Origin of the sequence: Flagellatimonas centrodinii (genome assembly GCF_016918765.2) — a bacterium.
In the GTDB taxonomy this organism is placed as follows: domain Bacteria; phylum Pseudomonadota; class Gammaproteobacteria; order Nevskiales; family Nevskiaceae; genus Polycyclovorans; species Polycyclovorans centrodinii.
The window spans coordinates 2314311-2334415 of record NZ_CP092104.1 but is presented as its reverse complement, the minus strand read 5'-3'; the positions used below and the strand labels follow the sequence as shown (position 1 = coordinate 2334415).

18 protein-coding genes and 1 rRNA gene are annotated in these 20105 nt (G+C 64.5%); 6 read left to right on the top strand and 13 right to left on the bottom strand.

Annotation, left to right across the window (positions count from 1 at the left end):
- Positions 1-33: 33 nt before the first annotated feature.
- The 7 genes from JN531_RS10920 to JN531_RS10890 form a co-directional block, all read right to left on the bottom strand.
- Positions 34-690 (bottom strand): response regulator, encoded by a 657-nt coding sequence (locus JN531_RS10920; RefSeq protein WP_228348898.1) that lies wholly within the window; start codon positions 688-690, stop codon positions 34-36.
- Positions 690-1217, bottom strand: a complete 528-nt coding sequence (locus JN531_RS10915) for a PilZ domain-containing protein (protein WP_228348897.1) — start codon at positions 1215-1217, stop codon at positions 690-692. The genes JN531_RS10920 and JN531_RS10915 overlap by 1 nt, the downstream gene beginning before the upstream one ends.
- Before the next feature lie 11 nt (positions 1218-1228).
- Positions 1229-1537, bottom strand: coding sequence for a hypothetical protein (locus JN531_RS10910; RefSeq protein ID WP_228348896.1), 309 nt, complete (start codon positions 1535-1537; stop codon positions 1229-1231).
- Position 1538: 1 nt separating this feature from the next.
- Positions 1539-1937, bottom strand: coding sequence for a flagellar export chaperone FliS (locus JN531_RS10905; RefSeq protein ID WP_228348895.1), 399 nt, complete (start codon positions 1935-1937; stop codon positions 1539-1541).
- Positions 1938-1988: 51 nt separating this feature from the next.
- On the bottom strand, positions 1989-3344 hold the full coding sequence (gene fliD / locus JN531_RS10900; RefSeq protein WP_228348894.1) for a flagellar filament capping protein FliD: 1356 nt from the start codon (positions 3342-3344) through the stop codon (positions 1989-1991).
- Positions 3345-3377: 33 nt separating this feature from the next.
- Entirely contained in the window at positions 3378-3746 is a 369-nt protein-coding gene (locus tag JN531_RS10895; RefSeq protein WP_228348893.1) for a flagellar protein FlaG, read from the bottom strand.
- Positions 3747-3808: 62 nt separating this feature from the next.
- Entirely contained in the window at positions 3809-4945 is a 1137-nt protein-coding gene (locus tag JN531_RS10890; RefSeq protein ID WP_228348892.1) for a flagellin, read from the bottom strand.
- Between the two features lie 202 nt (positions 4946-5147).
- On the opposite strand from JN531_RS10890, the gene JN531_RS10885 reads away from it, so the two are divergent.
- Positions 5148-5834 carry a YceI family protein gene (locus JN531_RS10885; RefSeq protein ID WP_228348891.1) on the top strand — a complete coding sequence of 229 codons (687 nt, stop codon included), beginning with the start codon at positions 5148-5150 and terminating at the stop codon, positions 5832-5834.
- Positions 5835-5889: 55 nt separating this feature from the next.
- Complete coding sequence (locus tag JN531_RS10880; RefSeq protein ID WP_228348890.1) at positions 5890-6963, top strand: MBL fold metallo-hydrolase; 1074 nt, start codon at positions 5890-5892, stop codon at positions 6961-6963.
- Between the two features lie 23 nt (positions 6964-6986).
- On the opposite strand, the gene JN531_RS10875 is transcribed toward JN531_RS10880, so the two are convergent.
- A complete protein-coding gene (locus tag JN531_RS10875; RefSeq protein WP_228348889.1) occupies positions 6987-7625 on the bottom strand; it encodes a TetR/AcrR family transcriptional regulator in 639 nt (212 codons plus the stop codon).
- Positions 7626-7814: 189 nt separating this feature from the next.
- Here JN531_RS10875 and JN531_RS10870 point away from each other — a divergent pair, with 189 nt between their 5' ends.
- From JN531_RS10870 to JN531_RS10860, 3 genes are all read left to right on the top strand, one after another.
- Positions 7815-9020, top strand: coding sequence for an acetyl-CoA C-acetyltransferase (locus tag JN531_RS10870; protein WP_228348888.1), 1206 nt, complete (start codon positions 7815-7817; stop codon positions 9018-9020).
- A 108-nt stretch (positions 9021-9128) separates the two neighbouring features.
- The gene (locus JN531_RS10865; RefSeq protein ID WP_228348886.1) at positions 9129-11264 is read left to right on the top strand and encodes a 3-hydroxyacyl-CoA dehydrogenase NAD-binding domain-containing protein; all 2136 of its coding nucleotides are present in this window, start codon (positions 9129-9131) and stop codon (positions 11262-11264) included.
- Between the two features lie 194 nt (positions 11265-11458).
- Positions 11459-13741 carry an acyl-CoA dehydrogenase gene (locus JN531_RS10860; protein ID WP_228348884.1) on the top strand — a complete coding sequence of 761 codons (2283 nt, stop codon included), beginning with the start codon at positions 11459-11461 and terminating at the stop codon, positions 13739-13741.
- Positions 13742-13774: 33 nt separating this feature from the next.
- Here the strand turns inward: JN531_RS10860 and JN531_RS10855 are convergent, their stop codons facing one another.
- On the bottom strand, positions 13775-15118 hold the full coding sequence (locus JN531_RS10855; RefSeq protein ID WP_436233293.1) for a class II 3-deoxy-7-phosphoheptulonate synthase: 1344 nt from the start codon (positions 15116-15118) through the stop codon (positions 13775-13777).
- 55 nt (positions 15119-15173) lie between these two features.
- Here JN531_RS10855 and mutS point away from each other — a divergent pair, with 55 nt between their 5' ends.
- The gene (gene mutS, locus JN531_RS10850) at positions 15174-17735 is read left to right on the top strand and encodes a DNA mismatch repair protein MutS (RefSeq protein ID WP_228348882.1); all 2562 of its coding nucleotides are present in this window, start codon (positions 15174-15176) and stop codon (positions 17733-17735) included.
- Between the two features lie 72 nt (positions 17736-17807).
- Here the strand turns inward: mutS and JN531_RS10845 are convergent, their stop codons facing one another.
- The 4 genes from JN531_RS10845 to rrf all read right to left on the bottom strand — a co-directional run bounded on the left by JN531_RS10845 (position 17808) and on the right by rrf (position 19993).
- Positions 17808-18944, bottom strand: a complete 1137-nt coding sequence (locus tag JN531_RS10845) for a hypothetical protein (protein WP_228348881.1) — start codon at positions 18942-18944, stop codon at positions 17808-17810.
- Positions 18945-19045: 101 nt separating this feature from the next.
- Complete coding sequence (locus tag JN531_RS10840) at positions 19046-19261, bottom strand: DUF2970 domain-containing protein (RefSeq protein ID WP_228348880.1); 216 nt, start codon at positions 19259-19261, stop codon at positions 19046-19048.
- Positions 19248-19742 carry a DUF2505 domain-containing protein gene (locus tag JN531_RS10835; RefSeq protein WP_228348879.1) on the bottom strand — a complete coding sequence of 165 codons (495 nt, stop codon included), beginning with the start codon at positions 19740-19742 and terminating at the stop codon, positions 19248-19250. Before JN531_RS10835 ends, JN531_RS10840 begins: the two co-directional genes overlap by 14 nt.
- A 137-nt stretch (positions 19743-19879) precedes the next feature.
- Positions 19880-19993 (bottom strand): 5S ribosomal RNA (gene rrf, locus JN531_RS10830).
- Positions 19994-20105 lie beyond the last annotated feature (112 nt).

Sequence of the window (20105 nt, the reverse complement as noted above, 5' to 3'; positions counted from 1 at the left end):
GGATGTCCTGAATCGCCAGCCGCTACCGCCCTTTCACAGCAGGCTGCGTTGCTGCGCGGCGTAGCGAATCAGATCGTTGTTGTGCCGCAGGCTCAGCGAGCGCATCAGCCGCGCCCGATGAGTCTCAACGGTCTTGACGCTGATCCCCAGCAAGACGGCGATCTCGCGGGTCGAATGTCCCTGCCCCACCAACCCCAGCAACTGGCGCTGCCGCGGTGGCAGTGTCTCCAGACGCTGCTGCTCGGGATCGCGCGCGGGACTACGAAGCCCCGCCAGTGCCGGAACCAACGAGGGGGCGACGTAGCATTCCCCTCGCGTCACCTGCCGCAGTGCGGTACGCAATTCCTCGGGCGGCGCATCTTTCGGCAGAAATCCATTGGCGCCGCGCTGCAGCGCCTCCCGTACATACTCGACGTTGGCGTGCATGCTCAACACCATGGTCCTCAACAGCGGGAACCGGTTGCGCAGGATCGGCAGCAGATCGAGCCCACCGAGACGGGGCATGGAGATATCAAGAATGGCCAGACCGACGTTCTCCGAAGCGATCAGATCCGGCACTGGCGTACCGTCGTCGGCTTCGGCCACGATTTTCACCAGCCCTGTCTGTTCCAGAAGTTGTCGCAGACCGGCACGGACCATGGCGTGGTCGTCCGCCAGCAGGGTTCTGACCGGCCGCTGGTTGTCGGGCATCAGGCCGCATCTCCTCGTTCGTTCTCGGTCGGCAGCGAATCGCTGCCCTGCTCGCGGCGACTGCGCGCCACCGCCCGACGATGCAGTCGAAACACCAGATGGTCAACTGCCGCCGACAGCGGCCCGTCCGCCACGTTGAGCATTGCCGGCCCGTCACCCCGCGCAGTCACCGGCAACCAGACCGGCTGCGGCATCCGGCTGTCCAGCCACAATGCCAACCAACCCGGCCCCGAAGGCATCTCGAGACCGTCCACCGACACCGATTCCGGGGTCAGCGCCACGGTTCGGGCTGGCGGCAGCGGCCGCAGCTGCACCTGCAGGTCGCGCAGGGCATCAAGCACCAGGTCGAGCTGTGCCTGCATTCGTGACTCCGGGGTACTTTCGTGGCCCTCCGCCAGCGAGGGGCGTTCAGCCTGCAGCGCCTCCAGACCGATCAGTCGACTCAGGGCAAGCTGGGGTCGATCCACCGGGCCCGGCCCCGGTTCCCACAGCGCTGGCGCGATAAACTGGCAATGGATTCCATCCATCAGCATGGCCTCTAAGCTTCCAGGTAGGCGCGTGCGGCACGCGTCATCGGCGGTATCGGGGGCGGCGACTGCATCGCGATACGTGCACGTTCACGCGCCACATCGAGCTCACCGGTCAGCCGCAGATAACGATCAAGGATGTCATTGAGTCCGGCCCGCTCGACCGCCGTCAGCTGTTGACAGCTCGGCAGCCAACGCTCGAGAAAGCGTCGCTGGCGAGCCAACTGCTCCCCGACTGCCGCCCAGTCTTCGTTGGTGGCGGCGGCTTCCAGCGCGGCGACAGCGGCCTGCAGACTCACCAGCGCGGAGGGCGCATCCATCTCAGGCCACCGCAGCACGGTGCGGGGCGATGGCGTCCCAGGCCGATTTGATCTCGGTGATGAGCAGAATCACCTCTTCCACCGCGGACTCATCGTCGGCCTGGCTGGCCTCCAGAAGCCGTGCCTCACAGTACCGGTAAAGGTCACGTAGCGAACCGACGAAGCGGGGGTCGGCGGCCGGATCAAGGATGGTCCGCAGATAGGCCAGGATACCCAGCGCCGCGTTGGCCGCGTCAGTGCGCGCCGGGCGATGTCGGCTCCGTATGGCCCCCCGCATCCGGGCGAGGCGGGTCAGCAGCCCGCCCAGCAGCAGTTCGATCTGCTGATGTGGTGAAGCCTGGTCGATTCCGGCCAGCGGTCCGGCTCCCTGAAAAGCAGCCAACGGGGCGGAGGCGTACATGCGGTGTTCTCCTTGTGTCGTTGACGGCGTATCGGCCATGGTCATTCAAACTTAACCCAGACGTGACAGCTGGGCCGCCAGGTAGTCGCTGGTCGAGCTCATCTGGCCGACCAGCGTATCCAGCGCGCTGAACTGGGCCTGGTAGCGGGCCTGAACCATCTCCATGCGGCGGTCGAGTTGCTGCTGCTGTTGTGCGGCGAATTTCAGGCGGGCGTTGAGACCATCGGTTTTGCTGGTAATGCGGCCGTCGCTGCCGAGATACTCATCGAGCACGCCATCGATGCGTTCAGTCAGCCCGCCGGAGCCGGTCAACAGTCGTGCCACACCCTCCGGGCTGCTCTCGAGGGCGCTGCGCAGGGTGGCGGTATCGATACTGAGCGTACCGTCGGTCGCAGTCTTGATGCCGATATCGGTCATCACCGCATAGGCCCCGCCGCTCATCGAGCTGTTGACCGCGCCCCGCAATGACGAAGCAGCGCCACGCAGCGTGGCATCGCCCTGCAGCACCCCGGCTGTCTTGGTGGCAGCGTCATAGCGGGTGGCCTGTCGGGCCGTAGCGATGGTGGCGTTGTAACTGCTCACCATGCTGTTGATGCGCGCGACGGTGGCATCGAGATCCGCCGCGACGGTGAGCTGTCGTGAGACGCCCGGCTCCTGCCCGCTGATGTTGAGCGTAACGCCGGGAATGACATCCGAAATGGTGTTGCTGCCGCGTGTCACCTGCAGCCCGTCGACCAGCAAACGTGCGTCCAGCGCTTGCTGGGTTTCGGTCAGTGCAACGCTGTTGCCGGGGTCATAGTCGAGGGCGGCCAGGCCACCATCGCCGCCACTGCTGAGCACCCGCAGGGCATTGTCGCTGCCGGCACTGCGACTGCTGAGAATCAGATGGGCACCATCATCAGCCATGACCACCCGCGCATTTACGCCAGGGTTTTCGCTGGCAGAATTGATGGCGGCGGCGATATCGGACAGGCCGCGCTGATCGCTACCGATGTCGACCGAAAAGGACGCGTCGCCGACAAAGATCTGCAGACTACCCTCACCCACTTCGGTATTGACGCTGGCGTACGGATCGCTACGCAGGACGTGCGCACGCGCCTGCTGTTCCACGGTTATCGAATAAGTCCCCGATTGCGCACCGCTGGCAGCGGTGGCGGAGAAACTGGCCCCCTCAGGCACACTGGCCTTCCAGGCCGTCAGCGAGCTGCTCTGCAACGAGGTCACCTGCTTGCGCAGCGCATCGGAGGCAGCGCGGAACGTGCCGAGCGCCGACAACTGCGCATTGGCGGTGTTGACGGTGCGGCTGATGCGGCCGTCGGCACCGGCCCGGTCGGCAGCCACGAGTTGGCTGACGATACTGTTGATATCGAGCCCGCTGCCGATGCCGCTAATGGTAAAGCCGGGCATGGAAATCTCCTGTCAAAAGCCTGTTATCCGACCCTAGGCATTGCCGTTGACCAGCAGACCGGTCAACGCACGAGCAAGGCGCACTGCCTCCTCACTGGGAATCTGCCGGAGCACATCGCCAGTGGCCTCGTCAATGAGTTGCATGACGTGATGACCAATCGCCTCGTCTTGTACGAACCTGAGACCAATGTTGCGCTCGGCCAGGCTCGTGTTGGCCGCCTCGACCACCCAGCGGGCCTCTGTCGCTGCCGACCGGTTGTCGGCTTCGGTCTGTGCTGCGGTCCGGTGGGGCACCATCCCCGACGCGTCACCCGACAACGCCGATACCGCCCGCGGGCGCGTGGCCTCGGGCGGCGGGAAGACGTGATTCAACCAAACCGTCAGATCAGGGATGGGGTCCATGTGACACCTCCCGGGGCAGAGGGGCGGCGGTATTCACCGCCGCCCCCAGAACCCCTGCGCCGTTAGCGGAGCAGGGACAGCACGGCCTGCGGCGCCGAGTTCGCCTGAGCCAGCATCGCCGTGCCGGCCTGCTGCAGAATCTGCGCGCGGGTCAGGTTGGCGGTTTCCTTGGCGAAGTCGGTGTCCATGATGCGGCTGCGTGAGGCCGACAGGTTCTCACTGGTGGTCTGCAGGTTGCTGACCACCGAACCGAAGCGGTTCTGCAGCGCGCCGAGGTCGGCACGGGCCGAGTTCACCTGCGCCAGTGCCGCATCCATGGCCTGCATCGCCGTGTCGGCGCCACCCACCGACGAGATATCGACGGTGGAGATGCCGGTGGTGGTGACGCGGTTGGTGGTCGCAGCAGTCAGGCCGGTGTCGGCGGTGAAGGCCACATGCGCTCCGGCGATGGCGATATCGTCAGTCGCGGAGACCAGGGTGATGGTGCTGGCGGTGTCCTTGATCGCATAGACACCGGACTGGCCCGAGGTCTCGTTGATCGCCGTCATCAGCTGCTCAGCGCGATCGGTGGCCGATGCGGCTGCACCGATGGCGCCAATGTCGACGCCGTTGATGGTGACACCGCCGGCGGCGATCGCATTGGCAAAACCAGTCGAAGCCGCCGAGGTGACCGAGGCCCGACCGTAGGTGCCGAGGTTGGCGGTCGTCGCATCGACGATGTTCGACACATCGATGGTCTGGCCGACATCTGCGCCGATCTGGAAGCTCTGGTTGGAGAAGCTGCCATCCAGCAGCTTCACACCGTTGAAGCTGGTCTGTTCGGCGACACGGTTCACTTCCGACAGCAGCTGCTGGGCTTCCGCATTGAGGGCGGCGCGGTCAGTGGCGCTGTTGGTGGCGTTGCGCGACTGCACCGCCAGCTCGCGGATGCGCTGAAGGTTGTTGGAGACTTCCACCAAGGCCCCTTCGGCCGTCTGCGTGAGGCTGATGGCGTCGTTGGCATTCCGCGAGGCCTGATCCATCCCGCGAATCTGGGTGGTGAAGCGCTGCGAAATGGCGAGGCCGGCGGCATCGTCCTTGGCGCTGTTGATGCGCAGGCCCGAGGACAGGCGCTGCAGTGAAGTGGAAAGGGTCTCGCTGGACTTCGACAGGTTGCGCTGCGAGTTCAGGGACATGACGTTGGTGTTGATGACTTGCATGGTCCATCTCCGGGTTGCCCCCGGCTCGACCGGGGTGAATGTCCGCCGCGCTCGGGTTCGATTGCGGTCAGACCCTGTTTCGGCTGCGGTGGCCGCTTCTTGTGCCCCTGGGGACACCGCTCATCGGGGTCGGACTACCGCCGGGCAGGAAACGGGAAAGTCGGACACAATCGCGGGCCCATTCCTGCATCGAGGTGGCCCCATGTATCGACTGCTGAGTGGGCTGCTGGCCCTGGTCCTGCTGGGTGCCTGCCAGGCACCGGCGCCACAGCCGCAGACACCTGCCGGCCCGGCGACCCTGCCGGTGGCGCCACCGGGCAACCACGTCTACATCCTCGACCCAAGTGCCTCGGACCTGCGCATCTACGTTTTTCGCGATGGGCCCGCCGCTCGCGCCGGCCACAACCACGTATTCACGGCGCCGACACTGAGCGGCCATGTCGAGATGCCGTCGGACAAGGTGGCCGACGCGGCCTTCGCGGTCGGGCTGCGGCTCGACAGCCTGGTGGTCGACGTGCCGTCGCTGCTGGCGGACACCGGCGGCAGCTTCATCGACCGACCCCGCAGCGAAACCGACCGGGCGGGGACGCTACGCAATCTGCGCAAGAGCCTGGACACCGACACGTGGCCCGTGTTGACGCTACAGTCGCGGCAGGTCCGCGGCGACTGGCCAGTGCTGATCGCCGATGTGGCCATCCAACTGCACGGCGTCACCCGCGTTCAGCCGGTCATGATGACGGTACTCCGAAGTGACACCGAGATCCGCGCACAGGGCCAACTGGTCATCCATCAACGCGACTTCGGCATCACCCCCTTCGCCATTTTCGGTGGGCTGTTGGCGGTCCAGGATGGTGTGGCGATCCGCTTCGACTTGGTCGCACGGCGCTGAGGCTGGGCCGCCTCGGGGCTGCGATATCATCAACTCCCGCTTACATGTGAAACCGATGATGCCGGGCTTTCATACCCTCCGACACTTTGACGGCGCACGCGATACCGCACGTCCCCAGGTCGCCATCGACAATCTGCGCGAAGCCGCCAAGGACTTCCGGCGCGACTTCACCGCGGGCGGGACGGTCAGCGCCTACCGCACGCTGGAGCTGGTGCGCGTGCCCTACCCTTCGCGCTACGGCTATCTCAACGGCTTCGGCACGCTGCCGCCGTTCATCCACCTGTGCAATCGATTGTTCGTGATCCAGTTCGACACCGCCGAGGGCATGAAAACCCTCCTGGCGAGCCCTTCCGACTGGGAGCACCAACGGGCCACACCCTTCTTCCAGCGGCTCGACCGGTCGATGGGACCGTTCGCTGCACTGGGCGAGAAGCTGGTCTTCCGCATGACCCGCACGGTGCTGTCGGCCCTGGACGAGGTCGGCCTGAGACCCGAAGACATCGACTACATCACCTACGACCACCTGCACACCCAGAACGTGACCCGCTGGCTCGGTGCCCACGGGCAGCCCGCCCTGTTCCCCAACGCCAAGCTGTTGGTCATGCGCGAGGAATGGGAATCGGCGCAGGCGCTGGTGCCCTGGCAGGCGCAGTGGTATTGCCCCGGGGGCATCGACGGGGTGCCGGCCGACAAGGTGATCCTGCTCGACGACGACGTCCAGCTGGGTACAGGGGTCGCCCTGATCCGCACCCGTGGGCACACGCTCGGCAACCATTCCATCGTCGCCCATACCGACGATGGCGTGCTGGTCACCAGTGAAAACGGTGTCAGTCTCGATGCCTATGCGCCGGAACACTCGAAAATCCCCGGGGTGGCGGCCTACGCCCGCGCCACCGGCTCTGAAGTAGTCCTCAATGGCAACACGCTTGAATACGGCGTCGACCAATACCTGTCGATGATTCAGGAAAAGGCGATGGCCGGCCCCAGCCCGCGCGACGAGCGCTTCCCCAACGTGGTGCCGTCGTCAGAATCTGCCGGTTATTGGTTGTTTCCGCGCACCACCCCGACCGCGCAGGTCGGCGAGTTGTCGTTCGGCAGCATTCGCCGCGAACCGAGCGCCGCCCGTTAGCGGGCGCGGCTCGCGGGCGAGGTTCACGCCGGCTTCGCGATCGCCCGCCACAACATCTCGAACAGCGGGTTGGCCTGGGCGGTCAGCGGCTCCCGTTGACCCCGATGGACGTGCATCTGCACCAGCCGCCCCATGACCCCCATGATGATGTCGAGCAGGTATTTCTCTTCGACTTCATCGTTCAGCACGCCGCGTGAGCGCCCCTCGCCCAGCACCTTGAGAAAGGTTCCGAACAGCACCGGGTTCTGGTAATTCTGCTGCTTGCGCCAGGTGTTGACGTAGACGCTGGACATGATGATCTGCGCCACCTTGGGGTTCTTGTCGAAGAAGTCCAGGGTCACCCAGAAGACCTTGCGAAGGCGCTCCTTGAAGTCCTCGATCCCCTGCAGATGGTCGATCATCCGTGAGGCCAGCTTCCCCAACCAGGCATCAAGACTGGAAAAAAGGAGGGCCTCTTTGCTGCCGTAATACTTGTAAATGGTCTGCAGCGAGACATTGGCAGCGCGGGCGATCTCGATCAGCCCGACCCGGTGGAATTCCCGTTCGGCAAAGATATCGAGCACGGCCTGCTCGATCCGGATGCGGGTCTGGGGGTCGAGCCGGCGTCGGTCGACTTCGGGTTGGGGTGCTTCCGTTGCGTCCTTCAATCCACGTTTGGTCATCTATGGAAACTCTTGTTACTACAACAGGGCTCGATCACGGGCTCCCGGTTTGACCCTGGAACTGACCGATAATATCCTCGAAAAGCTTCATACTGTCCGACGCTCCGCGACAAGGATCGCGCTGAGCACTTCCGCACAATCTGAGCGTAAGGTTAATTACCTTACCATTGCAACCGACTGAGAACTTACATGAGCGAAGCGTATATCTACGACGCCGTGCGGACGCCGCGCGGCAAGGGCAAGAAGGATGGCAGCCTGCATCAGGTCACCCCGGTTCACCTGGTGGCCAACCTGCTGTGGGCCCTTCAGGGGCGCAATCAACTCGACACCGCCCTGGTCGACGACTTGGTGCTCGGTTGCGTGACGCCGGTTGGCGAACAGGGCGCCGATATCGCCCGTACCGCCGTCCTCTATGCCAAGTGGGCCGAATCGGTTGCCGGCGTCACCCAGTCGCGGTTCTGCGCATCCGGCCTGGAGTCGGTGAACCTCGCGGCACAGAAAGTCATGTCCGGAATGGAAGACCTGGTGGTGGCTGGTGGTGTCGAGAGCATGTCGCGCTGGGCCATGGGTTCGGACGGCGGCGCCTGGGCGATGGATCCGCGGATCAACCAGCTCACCGGTTTCGCGCCGCAGGGCATCGGCGCCGACACCATCGCCACCCTGGAGGGCTTTTCGCGCTCGGAAGTCGACGCGTTTGCACTGCGGTCGCAGAAGAAGGCTGCCCACGCCCGCGAGCAGGGTTACTTCAGCAAGTCGCTGGTGCCGGTGAAGGACGTCAACGGCCTCACCGTGCTCGACCATGACGAGTTCATTCGCGCCGACGCCACGCAGGAGGGCCTGGGCCAGCTCAAACCGTCGTTCGAGCAGATGGGCCTGATGGGCTTCGACGCCACCGCGATGCGCAAGTACACCACCCTCGAAAAGATCAACCACGTCCACCACGCCGGCAACAGTTCAGGCATCGTCGATGGCGCCGGACTGATGCTCATCGGCAGCAAGAAAATGGGGCGCAAACTGGGACTCAAGCCGCGCGCGCGCATTGTGCAGACCGCAGTGATCGGCTCCGAGCCCACCATCATGCTGACCGGTATCGGCCCGGCGTCGAAGAAGGCCCTGGCGCGCGCCAAGATGTCAGCCAAGGACATCGATCTTTTCGAGATCAACGAAGCTTTCGCTGCAGTGGTGCTGCGCGCCATGCGCGACCTTGAGATCGACGAGTCCAAAGTCAATGTCAACGGCGGGTCTATCGCCATGGGCCATCCGCTGGGCGCCACCGGTTGCATCATCCTCGGCACCCTGCTCGACGAGCTGGAGCGTCAGGACAAGCAAACCGGCCTGGCCTCGCTGTGCGTGGGTGCGGGCATGGGCATCGCCACCATCATCGAGCGCGTATGAGTTGCGGAGCATCGGGAACGGGACATCGCTAGCCGCGAACCCGCCCTGCCCGATCTCACGCCGCCATTCCGATTCTCCATTCCCGATTCTCGATTTCCGGAACCGAAAATGACCGCAGTCAAATTTGAAAAGGACGCCCAAGGCGTCGTCACCCTTACGCTGGACATGCCGGGCCGTTCCATGAACGTGCTCAACGAGGCCCTTACCGGACCATTTCTCGACGCCATCGGCCAGATCGAGCGTGACCCCTCGATCACCGGCGTGATCCTCACCTCCGGCAAGAAGGAATTTCTCGCCGGCGCCGACATCGAGGGCCTGTTCAAGATCACCGATCCACAGGATGCGTTTGAACTTGCAGAACAGTTCAAGGCCTTGCTGCGTCGGCTCGAAAAATGCGGCCGACCGGTGGTCGCGGCACTGAACGGCACCGCCTTGGGTGGCGGCCTCGAGCTGGCCCTGGCCTGCCACTACCGCATTGCACTGAACAACCCCAAAGCCAAGTTCGGCCTGCCGGAGGTGAAGCTGGGCGTGCTTCCGGGTGGCGGCGGCACACAGCGGTTGCCCCGGTTGATCGGCATTCAGCCGGCCCTGCCGCTGATGCTCGAAGGCAAGGAACTGCGCGCCGAGGCGGCCGTGAAACAGGGCATCATCCATGAGCTGGCAGAGACGCCGGAAGAGATGATCACCAAGGCCAAGGCCTGGATTGCCGCTAACCCGAAGGCCGTGCAGCCCTGGGATGACAAGAAATTCCGCTGGCCGGGCGGCGACTCCAAGTCCCCTGCCAACGCTCAGGTGTGGGCGATTGCGCCCTCCATGGCCAGCGCCAAGAGCTACGGCAACTATCCCGCCGTGACCAACATCATGAGCTGCGTGTTCGAGGGCGGCATCACCGACTTCGATACCGGCTGTCGGGTCGAGAGCCGCTACTTCGCCGAGCTGGTGGTGGGCCAGGTCAGCAAGAACATGATCGGCACCCTGTGGTTCCAGCTCAACGGCATCAACAAGGGCAGTTCACGTCCCGAGGGCATCGAACGCTCGACGGTGAAGAAGCTCGGCATCCTCGGTGCCGGCATGATGGGCGCGGGCATCGCCTACGTCTCGGCCAAGGTCGGGATCGAAGTGGTCCTGCTGGATACCACCCAAGAGGCGGCCGACAAGGGCAAGGCCTATTCCGAAAACCTGCTCGACAAGGCCATGAAGAAGGGCCGCGAGAGCGCCGAGGGCAAGGCTGCCCTGCTGGCACGGATCACGCCGACCACTGCCTACGAGCTGCTCAAGGGCTGTGACCTCATCATCGAGGCGGTATTTGAGGACCGCGGCATCAAGGCCGACGTCACCCGCAAGGCAGAAGCCATGCTCGGCAAGGATGCGGTATTCGCTTCCAACACCTCGACCCTGCCGATCACCGGCCTCGCCGAAGCCAGCGAACGGCCGAAGAACTTCATCGGCCTGCACTTCTTCTCGCCGGTGGACAAGATGCCGCTGGTGGAAATCATCAAGGGCAAGAAGACCAGCAAGGAAACCCTGGCGCGCGGCTTCGACTACGTCCAGCAGATCAAGAAGACACCGATCGTGGTCAACGATTCCCGCGGCTTCTACACCAGCCGCTGCTTCGCCACCTACCCGATGGAAGGCCTGACCCTGCTGGCTGAGGGACAACACCCGCGGTCGATTGAAGTGGCGGGCCTGCAGGCAGGTATGCCGGTGGGGCCGCTGGCGGTGCAGGACGAGGTGTCGATGTCGCTGTCGATGCACATCCTCGAACAGACCCGCAAGGACCTCGCCGCCGCCGGCAAGCCGGTGGTCGAACATCCCGGTGTGGCGGTCATTGAAAAGATGGTGAAACAGCTCGACCGCCCGGGCAAGAAGGCGGGCAAGGGGCTCTACGACTATCCCGCCGGCGGCCAGAAGCACCTGTGGGCAGGGCTGGCCGAGCACTTCCCGCTGGCCGACACGCAACTGCCCCAGCAGGAACTGATCGATCGCATGATGTTTGCGCAGGCCAACGAAGCCGCCAAGTGTCATGCCGAGGGCGTGGTCGAGACCGTTGCCGATACCAACATCGGCTCCATCTTCGGCTGGGGCTTTGCGCCCTTCCAGGGCGGCGCGCTGCAGTTCATCAATGCCTATGGGGTTGAGAACTTCGTCAAGCGCTCTCGCGAACTGGCACGGAAGTACGGTGATCGGTTCAAACCGGCGCCGATTCTCGTCAAGATGGCCAAGGAAGGCCGTCGGTTCGAGTAGGCCAGCCGGTGGCAAACGACAACGCCCGCTGCTGCGGGCGTTGTCGTTTTTTCCGGCTTTTCAACAAGCTGCAGCTTATCTCCGAACATGCGACACCCCCGGTTGTCGGAGCTGACACTATGGCCTTTGCATCGCGTGCTGCACTGCGGTAAGACTGACCGCAGTCAAATTCATTTTCTGGAGGGCCCTGCCCCATGTTTGCCACCCTGATGAACTGGATGAAAGCCAATCAGATCCTGCCGCGGATCTCCGATACCGAGCGCCAGGCGCTGGAAGCCGGCACGGTGTGGATCGACGGCGAATTCTTCCGCGGCAATCCGGACTTCAACAAGATGCTGCAGGATCCCTACAGCGCGCTGTCGGAAGAGGAACAGGCGTTTCTCGACGGCCCGGTCGAGACTCTGCTGAAGATGATCGACCCCTACACCATCAGCCGGACCCGCCGTGTCCCGGACGAGGTCGTCGACTTCATCAAGCGTGAAGGCTTCATGAGCTTCCTGATCCCTCGCGAATACGGCGGCAAGGCCTTCTCGACGCTGGCGATCAGCACCATTCTCGCCAAGATCGGCGCCGTCAACGCCACCGTCGGCACCCTGGTGGTGATTCCCAACTCGCTGGGTGCGGCCGAGCTGATCAAGCACTATGGCACCCAGACACAGAAAGACGGCTATCTGCCGAAGCTGGCGAGCGGTGAGTACGTGCCCTGTTTCGGTCTGACCGAGCCGACGGCGGGTTCCGATGCGGCCAGCATCAAGGCCGAAGGTGAGGTGTTCAAGGACGGCGACACGATCAAGATCCGCCTCAACTTCCGCAAGCGCTACATCACCCTGGCGCCCATCGCCAACCTCGCCACCATTGCCTGCGCGCTGCATGACCCCGACAACCTGCTCGGCAAGGGCGAGGACATCGGTATCACCTGCGTGCTGGTCGAGCGCGGCACGCCCGGCTTCGAGAGCGGCGATCATCACCTGCCGATCGGCGATCCCTTCTACAACGGCCCGCTGATCGGCAAGGACGTGGTGGTCCCTGCCGACAACATCATCGGCGGTCCGGAAAAGGCCGGCCAGGGCTGGCGCATGCTGATGGAACAGCTGGCCGGTGGACGTGCGGTATCGCTTCCTGCCGGTGCTGTCGGCGGTGCCCGCATGCTGTCGGCCGTCACCGGCCCCTATTCGATGGTGCGGCAACAGTTCGGCATCCCCATCGGCCGGATGGAAGGTATCGAGGACAAGGTCGGCAAGATCGCCGCCCTCACCTACATGATGGAAGGCGCTCGCGTGCATGCCTGCTCCGCCATCGATGCCGGCGAACAGCCGCCGGTGGTCTCGGCGGTGCTGAAGGCCTACACCACCGAGCTGACCCGCCAGCTCAGCATCGACGGCATGGATGTGTTTGCCGGTGCTGGTGTGATGCAGGGCCCGAACAACATCGTCGGCGGTGGCTACACCAGCGCCCCGGTCGGGGTCACGGTGGAGGGCGCCAACATCATGACCCGCACCCTGATCATCTTCGGCCAGGGCGCTACCCGCTGCCACCCCTATGCACTGAAGGTGGTGAACGCTGTCGAGCAGGACGATGCTGGCGCCTTCCGCGACAACCTGGTGGGCTGGATCAAGCATTTCGTGCTGGGGATCGGCCGCGCGCTCACCCGCAGCGTCACCCGCGGCTGGACCGTGTCGGTACCGGACGCCCATCCGGAAACGCGCCGCTATTACCGGCGACTCGGCTGGTCCGCGAGCCGCTTCGCGCTGCTCACCGACCTCGCCATGTTTGCCATTGGTGGCAAGTTGAAAGCCCGCGGAGCCTTGACCGGCCGCTATGCCGATGCGCTGGCGTGGATGGTGCTGGCCACCGGCGCGCTGCGGCGCTTCGAGGCCGAGGGTGCACGCCGCGAAGATCTGCCGTTGGTGCACTACAGCGTGAACTTCGCGCTGGCCCAGGTACAGCAGGCCTTCGAGGGCATCATTGCCAACTTCGACGGCGTGCTGGGCAGCCTGATGCGCGGACTGGCGGCATGGTGGGTTCGCATCAACCCGGTCGGTCGCTTGCCCAACGACACCATGGCGCACAAGGCCGCACTGACCATTCAAGCCGATGGCGAACAGTACCGGCGCCTGCATGCCGGCGTGTTCATGCCGGATGCAGCGCAACCCGGCGCCGGTCGCCTGCTGCAGACCTTCCGGTTGCTCGGGGAGGTCCAGCCGGTGCTCAACAAGCTGGCCGTCGCCCAGCGGCAGCGCAAACTGCCCCGCGGTAGCGCCGAAACCGTGGTTGACGAGGCCGTGAAACTCAACCTCATCAGCCGCGAAGAGGCCGACCGTGTCACGGCTGCCCATGCGGCGCGCTTGAACGCGATCGAAGTCGACGTTTTCACGCCAGCGCAGTACTTCGATGAAGACAAGGGCACCGATGGCATTTACTTCGGCGCCCCGCCGAACAGCGCGACAGAAGATCAGCCGCAGCGCCGCGCGGCCTAGCCCCGAGTCAGGCTGACGGCCGCCGACCGGCCGTCAGCCCATCTCGACGATCTTCAGCGCCAGTTCCAGCGCCTGTTCGTAGTTCAGCCGGGGGTCGACGGTGGAGGTATACGCCCGCGACAAGTCGGTTTCGGTCAGGTTGCGGGCGCCCCCGGTACATTCGGTGACGTCCTCTCCGGTCAGCTCCAGGTGAACCCCGCCCAGGCGCGACCCACAGCCCCGATGCAGGTCGAAGGCCTGTGTCAGTTCATCAAGAATCGCGTCGAACGGCCGTGTCTTGTAGCCATTGCCGGTACTGCGGGTGTTGCCGTGCATGGGGTCGCACAGCCATAGCACCGGATGCCCGGCCTCCCGTACTGTCTCGATCATCCGCGGTAGATGGTCGCCGATCTGCGCCGCGCCCAAACGGTGGATGAGCGTCAAACGACCCGGGATCCGTCGCGGGTTGAGCGTCTCGCACAGACCCAGCAACCAATCGTTGTCCATCGCCGCGCCGACCTTGACGCCCAGCGGATTCTCGATGCCCCGGCAGTATTCGACATGGGCGCCAGCGAGGTCGGCCGTTCGCATCCCGATCCACGGGAAATGGGTCGACAGGTTGAACCAGCCCTCGGCCCGCGGCACGGTCCGGGTCTGAGCTTGTTCCGCCCAGAGCAGGAGTGCCTCGTGACTGGTGAAGAACTCGACACGGGAAAAGTCCCCTACCGGTCGGCCGGCCAGGGTCTCCATGAACCGCACCGAGTCCCCGAGGTTGTCCACCCGCCGCTGATAGTCAGCCGCCAACGGCGAGTGACGGACCCAGTCGAGGTCCCAGTATTCGGGATGATGCAAGTCAGCGAAGCCGCCATCGATCAAGCCGCGAACGAAGTTGAGGGTCATCGCCGAACGGGCATGGCCTTCCAGCAATCGCCGTGGATCGGGGGCGCGTGCTTCCGGCGTGAAGGCCGGCGCATTGACCAGATCCCCGCGATAGCTCGGCAGGGTGACGCCGTCGCGCGTTTCCAGATCGGCGGAACGCGGCTTGGCGTACTGCCCGGCGAAGCGGCCGATGCGCAACACACGGGTCCGCAGACCATGCACCAGCACCAGCGACATCTGCAGCAGCACCTTGAGGCGGTTGGCGATGATCGGCGCCTGGCAATCCGCGAAGCTCTCTGCGCAATCACCCCCCTGCAGCACGAAGAACTCGCCGGCCTGGGCGCGGGCGAGCTGTGCCTTGAGCTGATTCACTTCCCACGATGTCACCAGCGGCGGCAACCGCGCGAGATCCGCCAGCGCGGTCTGCAGTGCGCTGTCGTCGGGGTATTGCGGCTGCTGGGTGGCAGGGCGCATCTGCCAGCTGTCGGGGGTCCAGCGTCGGGGATCGGTCACGGGCATCCACCGTGTTGGTGATAATAGTCGGCCGAGTATAGGCCCGGAGTGCCCCACCCTCATGACGTCCCCCGCGACCAGCGCCCACACCCCGCTGATGCAGCAGTTTCTCGGCATCAAGGCCGAGCATCCGGACACGCTGGTGCTGTTCCGCATGGGCGACTTCTACGAGCTGTTTTACGACGATGCCCGCAAGGCCTCGAAGCTGCTCAACATCACGCTGACCCAGCGCGGGGAATCGGCAGGCCAGCCGGTAATCATGGCCGGAGTGCCACATCATCAACTCGAGAACTATCTGGCGAAGCTGATTCGCCTCGGCGAATCGGCGGTGATCGCCGAGCAGGTGGGTGAAGTCGGCGCCGAAAAAGGTCCGGTGCGCCGCGAGGTGGTCCGGGTGGTCACGCCCGGAACCGCAACCGACGACGCCCTGCTCGAAGAGCGGTCTGCCAACTGGTTGGCCGCGGTCTGTCAGCAAGGAGAGCACTGGGGCCTGGCCTGGCTTGAAGTGTCGACCGGTCGTTTCAGTGTGCTGGAGTGCCACAATCTCGGCCAACTGACGGCCGAGCTGACCCGCCTGCGACCCCGCGAGCTGCTGCTGCCCCAGACACTGTCATGGGCGGCAGATTCCGCAGCACGACGCCGGGCGGAGTGGCATTTCGATGCCACTGCGGGGCGGCGCCTGCTCTGCGAGCAGTTCGGCACGCGGGATCTGCGCGCGTTCGGCTGTGACACCTTCACCGCCGGCCTGGGGGCGGCCGGCGCGCTGCTGCAATACGTGCAGGAGACTCAGAAGATCGCACTGCCCCACCTCAATGGCCTACGCACCGAACGCCTGGACGAAGCGCTGTTGCTCGACGGCGCCACCCGCCGCAATCTGGAACTCGATCGCACGCTGTCAGGGGAACATGACCGCACCCTGCTATGGCTGCTGGATCGTTGCGTAACCCCGATGGGGGCCCGCTGGCTGCACGCCACGGTGCTGCGGCCCCTGCGGGACCTCGACACCCTCAACCAGCGACTGGATGCGATCGAGACCCTGCTGGCCGACAGCCGGTTCGAGACCCTGCGGCAGCGGTTGAAGCCGATCAACGATATCGAACGGATTCTCGCGCGCATTGCGCTGCGCAGTGCGCGCCCGCGCGATCTCACCGGCTTGTCGGACAGCCTGCAGGCGCTGCCCCAGCTCGCGTCCGCCCTGGAGGGCGCACTACCCCCCCGGTTGGCACAGCTGCGCGAAGCCCTCGGCAACCATGCCGCGCTCGGCGAGCACCTGACCGCCGCGTTGGCCGACGCACCCCCGCTGCTGGCGCGCGACGGTGGTGTCTTCCGGCACGGCTTTGATCCCACCCTGGACCAACTACGCGCCCTGTCGGAGAACGCGGACGGCTTCCTGGTGGACCTTGAAGCACGTGAGCGTGCCACCAGTGGCATCGACAGCCTCAAGGTGGGCTACAACCGGGTACACGGCTACTACATTGAAATCGGCAAAACCCACAGCGCGCGAGTCCCAACGCACTACAGCCGTCGCCAGACCCTGACCCACTACGAACGCTACATCACCGATGAGCTCAAGCAGTTCGAGGACCAGGTGCTGTCTGCACGTGATCGCGCCCTGGCGCGGGAGAAAGCGCTCTACGAAGATCTGCTCGACCACCTGGGGGCGCATCTCGCGCCCCTGCAGGCGGCGGCCCGCGCCCTGGCAGAACTGGATGGCCTCGCCTGCGCGGCCGAGCGTGCCCAGACCCTGCAGTGGAGCCGCCCGACGTTGAGTGAGCGGATCGGCATCCGCATCGAGGGCGGCCGCCATCCGGTGGTGGAACAGGTGCTCGACGGCCCGTTCATCGCCAACGATCTCGACCTGCGTCCCGATCGTCACCTGTTGGTGGTAACCGGCCCCAACATGGGCGGCAAATCGACCTACATGCGGCAGACCGCACTGATCACCCTGCTGGCGCATGTCGGCTTCTATGTGCCGGCAACCGCGGCCGACATCGGCCTGGTCGACCGTATCTTCACCCGCATCGGTGCCGGCGATGACCTGGCGGCCGGGCAGTCGACCTTCATGGTCGAGATGAGTGAAACCGCCCACATTCTGCATCACGCCACCGAACGGTCGCTGGTGCTGATGGACGAGATCGGCCGTGGCACCTCCACCTACGACGGACTGTCGCTGGCGCGGGCATCTGCGGAGTATTTGGCCGAAGGTCCGCGGGCGCTGACACTGTTTGCCACCCACTACTTCGAACTCACCGAACTCGCACAGCTGCTCGACGGTGTAGTCAACGTTCACCTGGACGCGGCCGAGTACGGCGACCGGCTGGTGTTTCTGCATGCGGTAAAGGAAGGCCCGGCGAACCGCAGCTACGGCCTGCAGGTGGCCAGCCTTGCCGGGGTTCCGGCAGCGGTGATCAACCGCGCAAGAGCGTTGCTGACCGCCCTGGAGGCCAGCCCGCCGCGGATGGCGGACGGCGGCCCCGCAGAAGAGGCGCCACAACTGCCCTTGTTCGCCCCGCCGCCATCAGCGGCACTTGCGCTGCTGGACCGCCTGGACCCGGACAGCATGACACCGCGTGAAGCGCTGACCGCGCTCTATGAACTGAAGGCCTCGCACCGTTCGGGTTGAACCGTCGGCGGTGGAGGCCCCATAAAAAACCGGCGGCCGCATCCCTGCGGCCACCGGCTCAGGGAAACGGGATCAGCGGTGACTCTTGGCGGTAATCAGGGCCATGTCGATGAAGCTCTGGGCACCACGGCTGGCGACATCGCCAAACTGGGCGGGCTCCACTTCGACTTCGTAGCGGGTGGTGCTCTGGCTGCTGCCCTTGACGCCGCCCATGGCCGACAGCACCGCGAGCCCCTTGGTCAGCACCGCCACCGCCTTGTCCCCGGTCGTGGTGGTGTCAGACACCTGGCGGTAGAACTGCTCGTTCATCAACACCGGGTTGGTGCTGGCGAGCGTCGGGGTGTACCCGTTCTCCACCATGCACTCGCGATTGCCGAATCGGTCCCAGCACTTGAGTCCTTCGTTGACCCGGAAGGCGATATCACCGCTGACGCTGAGACCGACTTCACCACCAACCTCGGCCTTGTTGGTATCGGCCAGCTGAATGCCGCGGCCGTGACCACTGGACTGCAACTCAGCGAAGTCGACCAGCAAATTGATGTTGACGCCGGTGGCGCCGAGTTGGTCCATGAGTGCGGTGGCAATCTGATCGGCCGAGGTACCCTTCGCCGCCTTGAACGCCTGGCCAATGCCCGACATCGAACCGATGTACCGCGGATCGTAGAGTGACCCACCAGTGACCGTGTAGACCATGTAACGGCTGCTCTTGCCGGCGCCCGGCGCCTTGTACTCAAACGGCGTCTCGCGACCCGCGGCCTGCAGCGCCTGATACTTCTCGTTCGCCATCAAGGTCGCCCGCGGAACCAGGTCGAAGCCGCTGCCGGCGAGACGCTGCTCGGCATTGGCACAAATCTGGTCGGTCATGCGCTGATAGTCGGCATCGGTCAGTCCGACCAGCGTGTAGAACACCGACACCTTGGCCTCGACACGCGTGGAGTTGCCGACATCGCCGAGAATGCCGCTGCCGGTACCGGCGTGGGCGGAGGCCGCGTGCGCAAACATCACGTTGCAGGAGAGCACCGCCACCTTGCTGACGGACGGCATCCGTTTCACGTCCTTGTTGGTGCCAATGAAGGTCGCCGCCTGCGCTTCCGGCGTCGACGCACTGTCGTACTTCGGCGGAGCCTTGGGCGCGCCAGCACAGGCGGCCAGCATCAATGACGACAGGGCCGCCACATACAGGTGACGACGGAGGATGGTCTTGGACATGCGAACTCCCTGGGAGCGGTAGTGCCGGAGCCTCCGGCGGACGCTTGGATTCTCAGTCCCAGAGCGGCTGACGCCCACCCCCCAGACGGGGGTGGACCCCGCTATCCGCCGACGTTGTGCATGACCACGCGGACCACCACGATCAACGTGGCGATCAGTGTGACGGTCATCAGGAGACCCACGAGAATGAACTGCCAGGCGCGCCCATGACGAAAGTCCCGCTCGCGATTGGCACGACTCTGAACCCCGAAGAACGCCGCCAGTACGCTCTGGATGGTTGCCCAGAGCGACGGCGGTGGCTGATCAGGATTGCTCATCCAGAATCTTTTGCGACCGCGCAGCATCGGCACCGGCCTTCGACTGGATATCGCCCGCAATGATCTTTTCGATCTTGCCGCCGATCAACGGGATACCGCACTGCACATTCCAGACAAAGTTGTTGGACGCTCCGCCGCTGGGCTCGCTGCGGATCACCATGTCCGCCGACACCTTCACTGGCGCACCCTTGATTTCAACGTTGATCGTGCCTTTCAACGCCTTGCGATCCCAGCTGTCGGTCTGGGTGATCGCCAGCGAATCGCCGATCACGCGCTTGGCAAAGTCGGGCAGCGGCGCATCGGCGTCGGTGCTGAAGCGCACCACGATATGGAAGCGATCCGGCTCATCGACCAACTCCAGCACTTCAACATTCCGCGCCTTCATCATGTCGTACTTGCGCTCGTGATAGGCACGGCTGAAGTACATCTTGGTCAGGGCCTCGACCGGCTGGCGGAAGCTGTGCTTGTCATCAAATTTCATCGTTCTGGGTCTCCCTGTTTCGGTGCCGGTGCGACCGGCGTCGTTGTCCCCGTACTGTAGCCGATGGGTCGAGAGATGTGGGCACGGCGCCCCAACAAAAAACCCCCGATCATTTCTGATCGGGGGTTGGGTATAAAGCCTGGCAGTGTCCTACTCTCACATGGGCAAGCCACACTACCATCGGCGCTAAGTCGTTTCACTTCTGTGTTCGGGATGGGAACAGGTGGTTCCAACTCGCTAAGGCCGCCAGGCAAATCGTTTGGTGGTCTGCCTTTGGGGCAGATCACCGAATTTGGTTTGTTGTTCGAACACTGCTGATTCAATGCTGATGTGCATTGACGTCGAAGTCGTTGTAGCGGGATG

Coding starts and splice junctions, on each gene's coding strand:
- JN531_RS10840 (WP_228348880.1), bottom strand. CDS start 19,261: ATGAGCAATCCTGATCAGCCACCGCCGTCGCTCTGGGCAACCATCCAG.
- JN531_RS10890 (WP_228348892.1), bottom strand. CDS start 4,945: ATGCAAGTCATCAACACCAACGTCATGTCCCTGAACTCGCAGCGCAAC.
- JN531_RS10880 (WP_228348890.1), top strand. CDS start 5,890: ATGATGCCGGGCTTTCATACCCTCCGACACTTTGACGGCGCACGCGAT.
- JN531_RS10875 (WP_228348889.1), bottom strand. CDS start 7,625: ATGACCAAACGTGGATTGAAGGACGCAACGGAAGCACCCCAACCCGAA.
- JN531_RS10910 (WP_228348896.1), bottom strand. CDS start 1,537: ATGGATGCGCCCTCCGCGCTGGTGAGTCTGCAGGCCGCTGTCGCCGCG.
- JN531_RS10865 (WP_228348886.1), top strand. CDS start 9,129: ATGACCGCAGTCAAATTTGAAAAGGACGCCCAAGGCGTCGTCACCCTT.
- JN531_RS10870 (WP_228348888.1), top strand. CDS start 7,815: ATGAGCGAAGCGTATATCTACGACGCCGTGCGGACGCCGCGCGGCAAG.
- JN531_RS10860 (WP_228348884.1), top strand. CDS start 11,459: ATGTTTGCCACCCTGATGAACTGGATGAAAGCCAATCAGATCCTGCCG.
- JN531_RS10855 (WP_436233293.1), bottom strand. CDS start 15,118: ATGCCCGTGACCGATCCCCGACGCTGGACCCCCGACAGCTGGCAGATG.
- fliD (WP_228348894.1), bottom strand. CDS start 3,344: ATGCCCGGCTTTACCATTAGCGGCATCGGCAGCGGGCTCGATATCAAC.
- JN531_RS10835 (WP_228348879.1), bottom strand. CDS start 19,742: ATGAAATTTGATGACAAGCACAGCTTCCGCCAGCCGGTCGAGGCCCTG.
- JN531_RS10915 (WP_228348897.1), bottom strand. CDS start 1,217: ATGGATGGAATCCATTGCCAGTTTATCGCGCCAGCGCTGTGGGAACCG.
- mutS (WP_228348882.1), top strand. CDS start 15,174: ATGACGTCCCCCGCGACCAGCGCCCACACCCCGCTGATGCAGCAGTTT.
- JN531_RS10845 (WP_228348881.1), bottom strand. CDS start 18,944: ATGTCCAAGACCATCCTCCGTCGTCACCTGTATGTGGCGGCCCTGTCG.
- JN531_RS10895 (WP_228348893.1), bottom strand. CDS start 3,746: ATGGACCCCATCCCTGATCTGACGGTTTGGTTGAATCACGTCTTCCCG.
- JN531_RS10905 (WP_228348895.1), bottom strand. CDS start 1,937: ATGTACGCCTCCGCCCCGTTGGCTGCTTTTCAGGGAGCCGGACCGCTG.
- JN531_RS10885 (WP_228348891.1), top strand. CDS start 5,148: ATGTATCGACTGCTGAGTGGGCTGCTGGCCCTGGTCCTGCTGGGTGCC.
- JN531_RS10920 (WP_228348898.1), bottom strand. CDS start 690: ATGCCCGACAACCAGCGGCCGGTCAGAACCCTGCTGGCGGACGACCAC.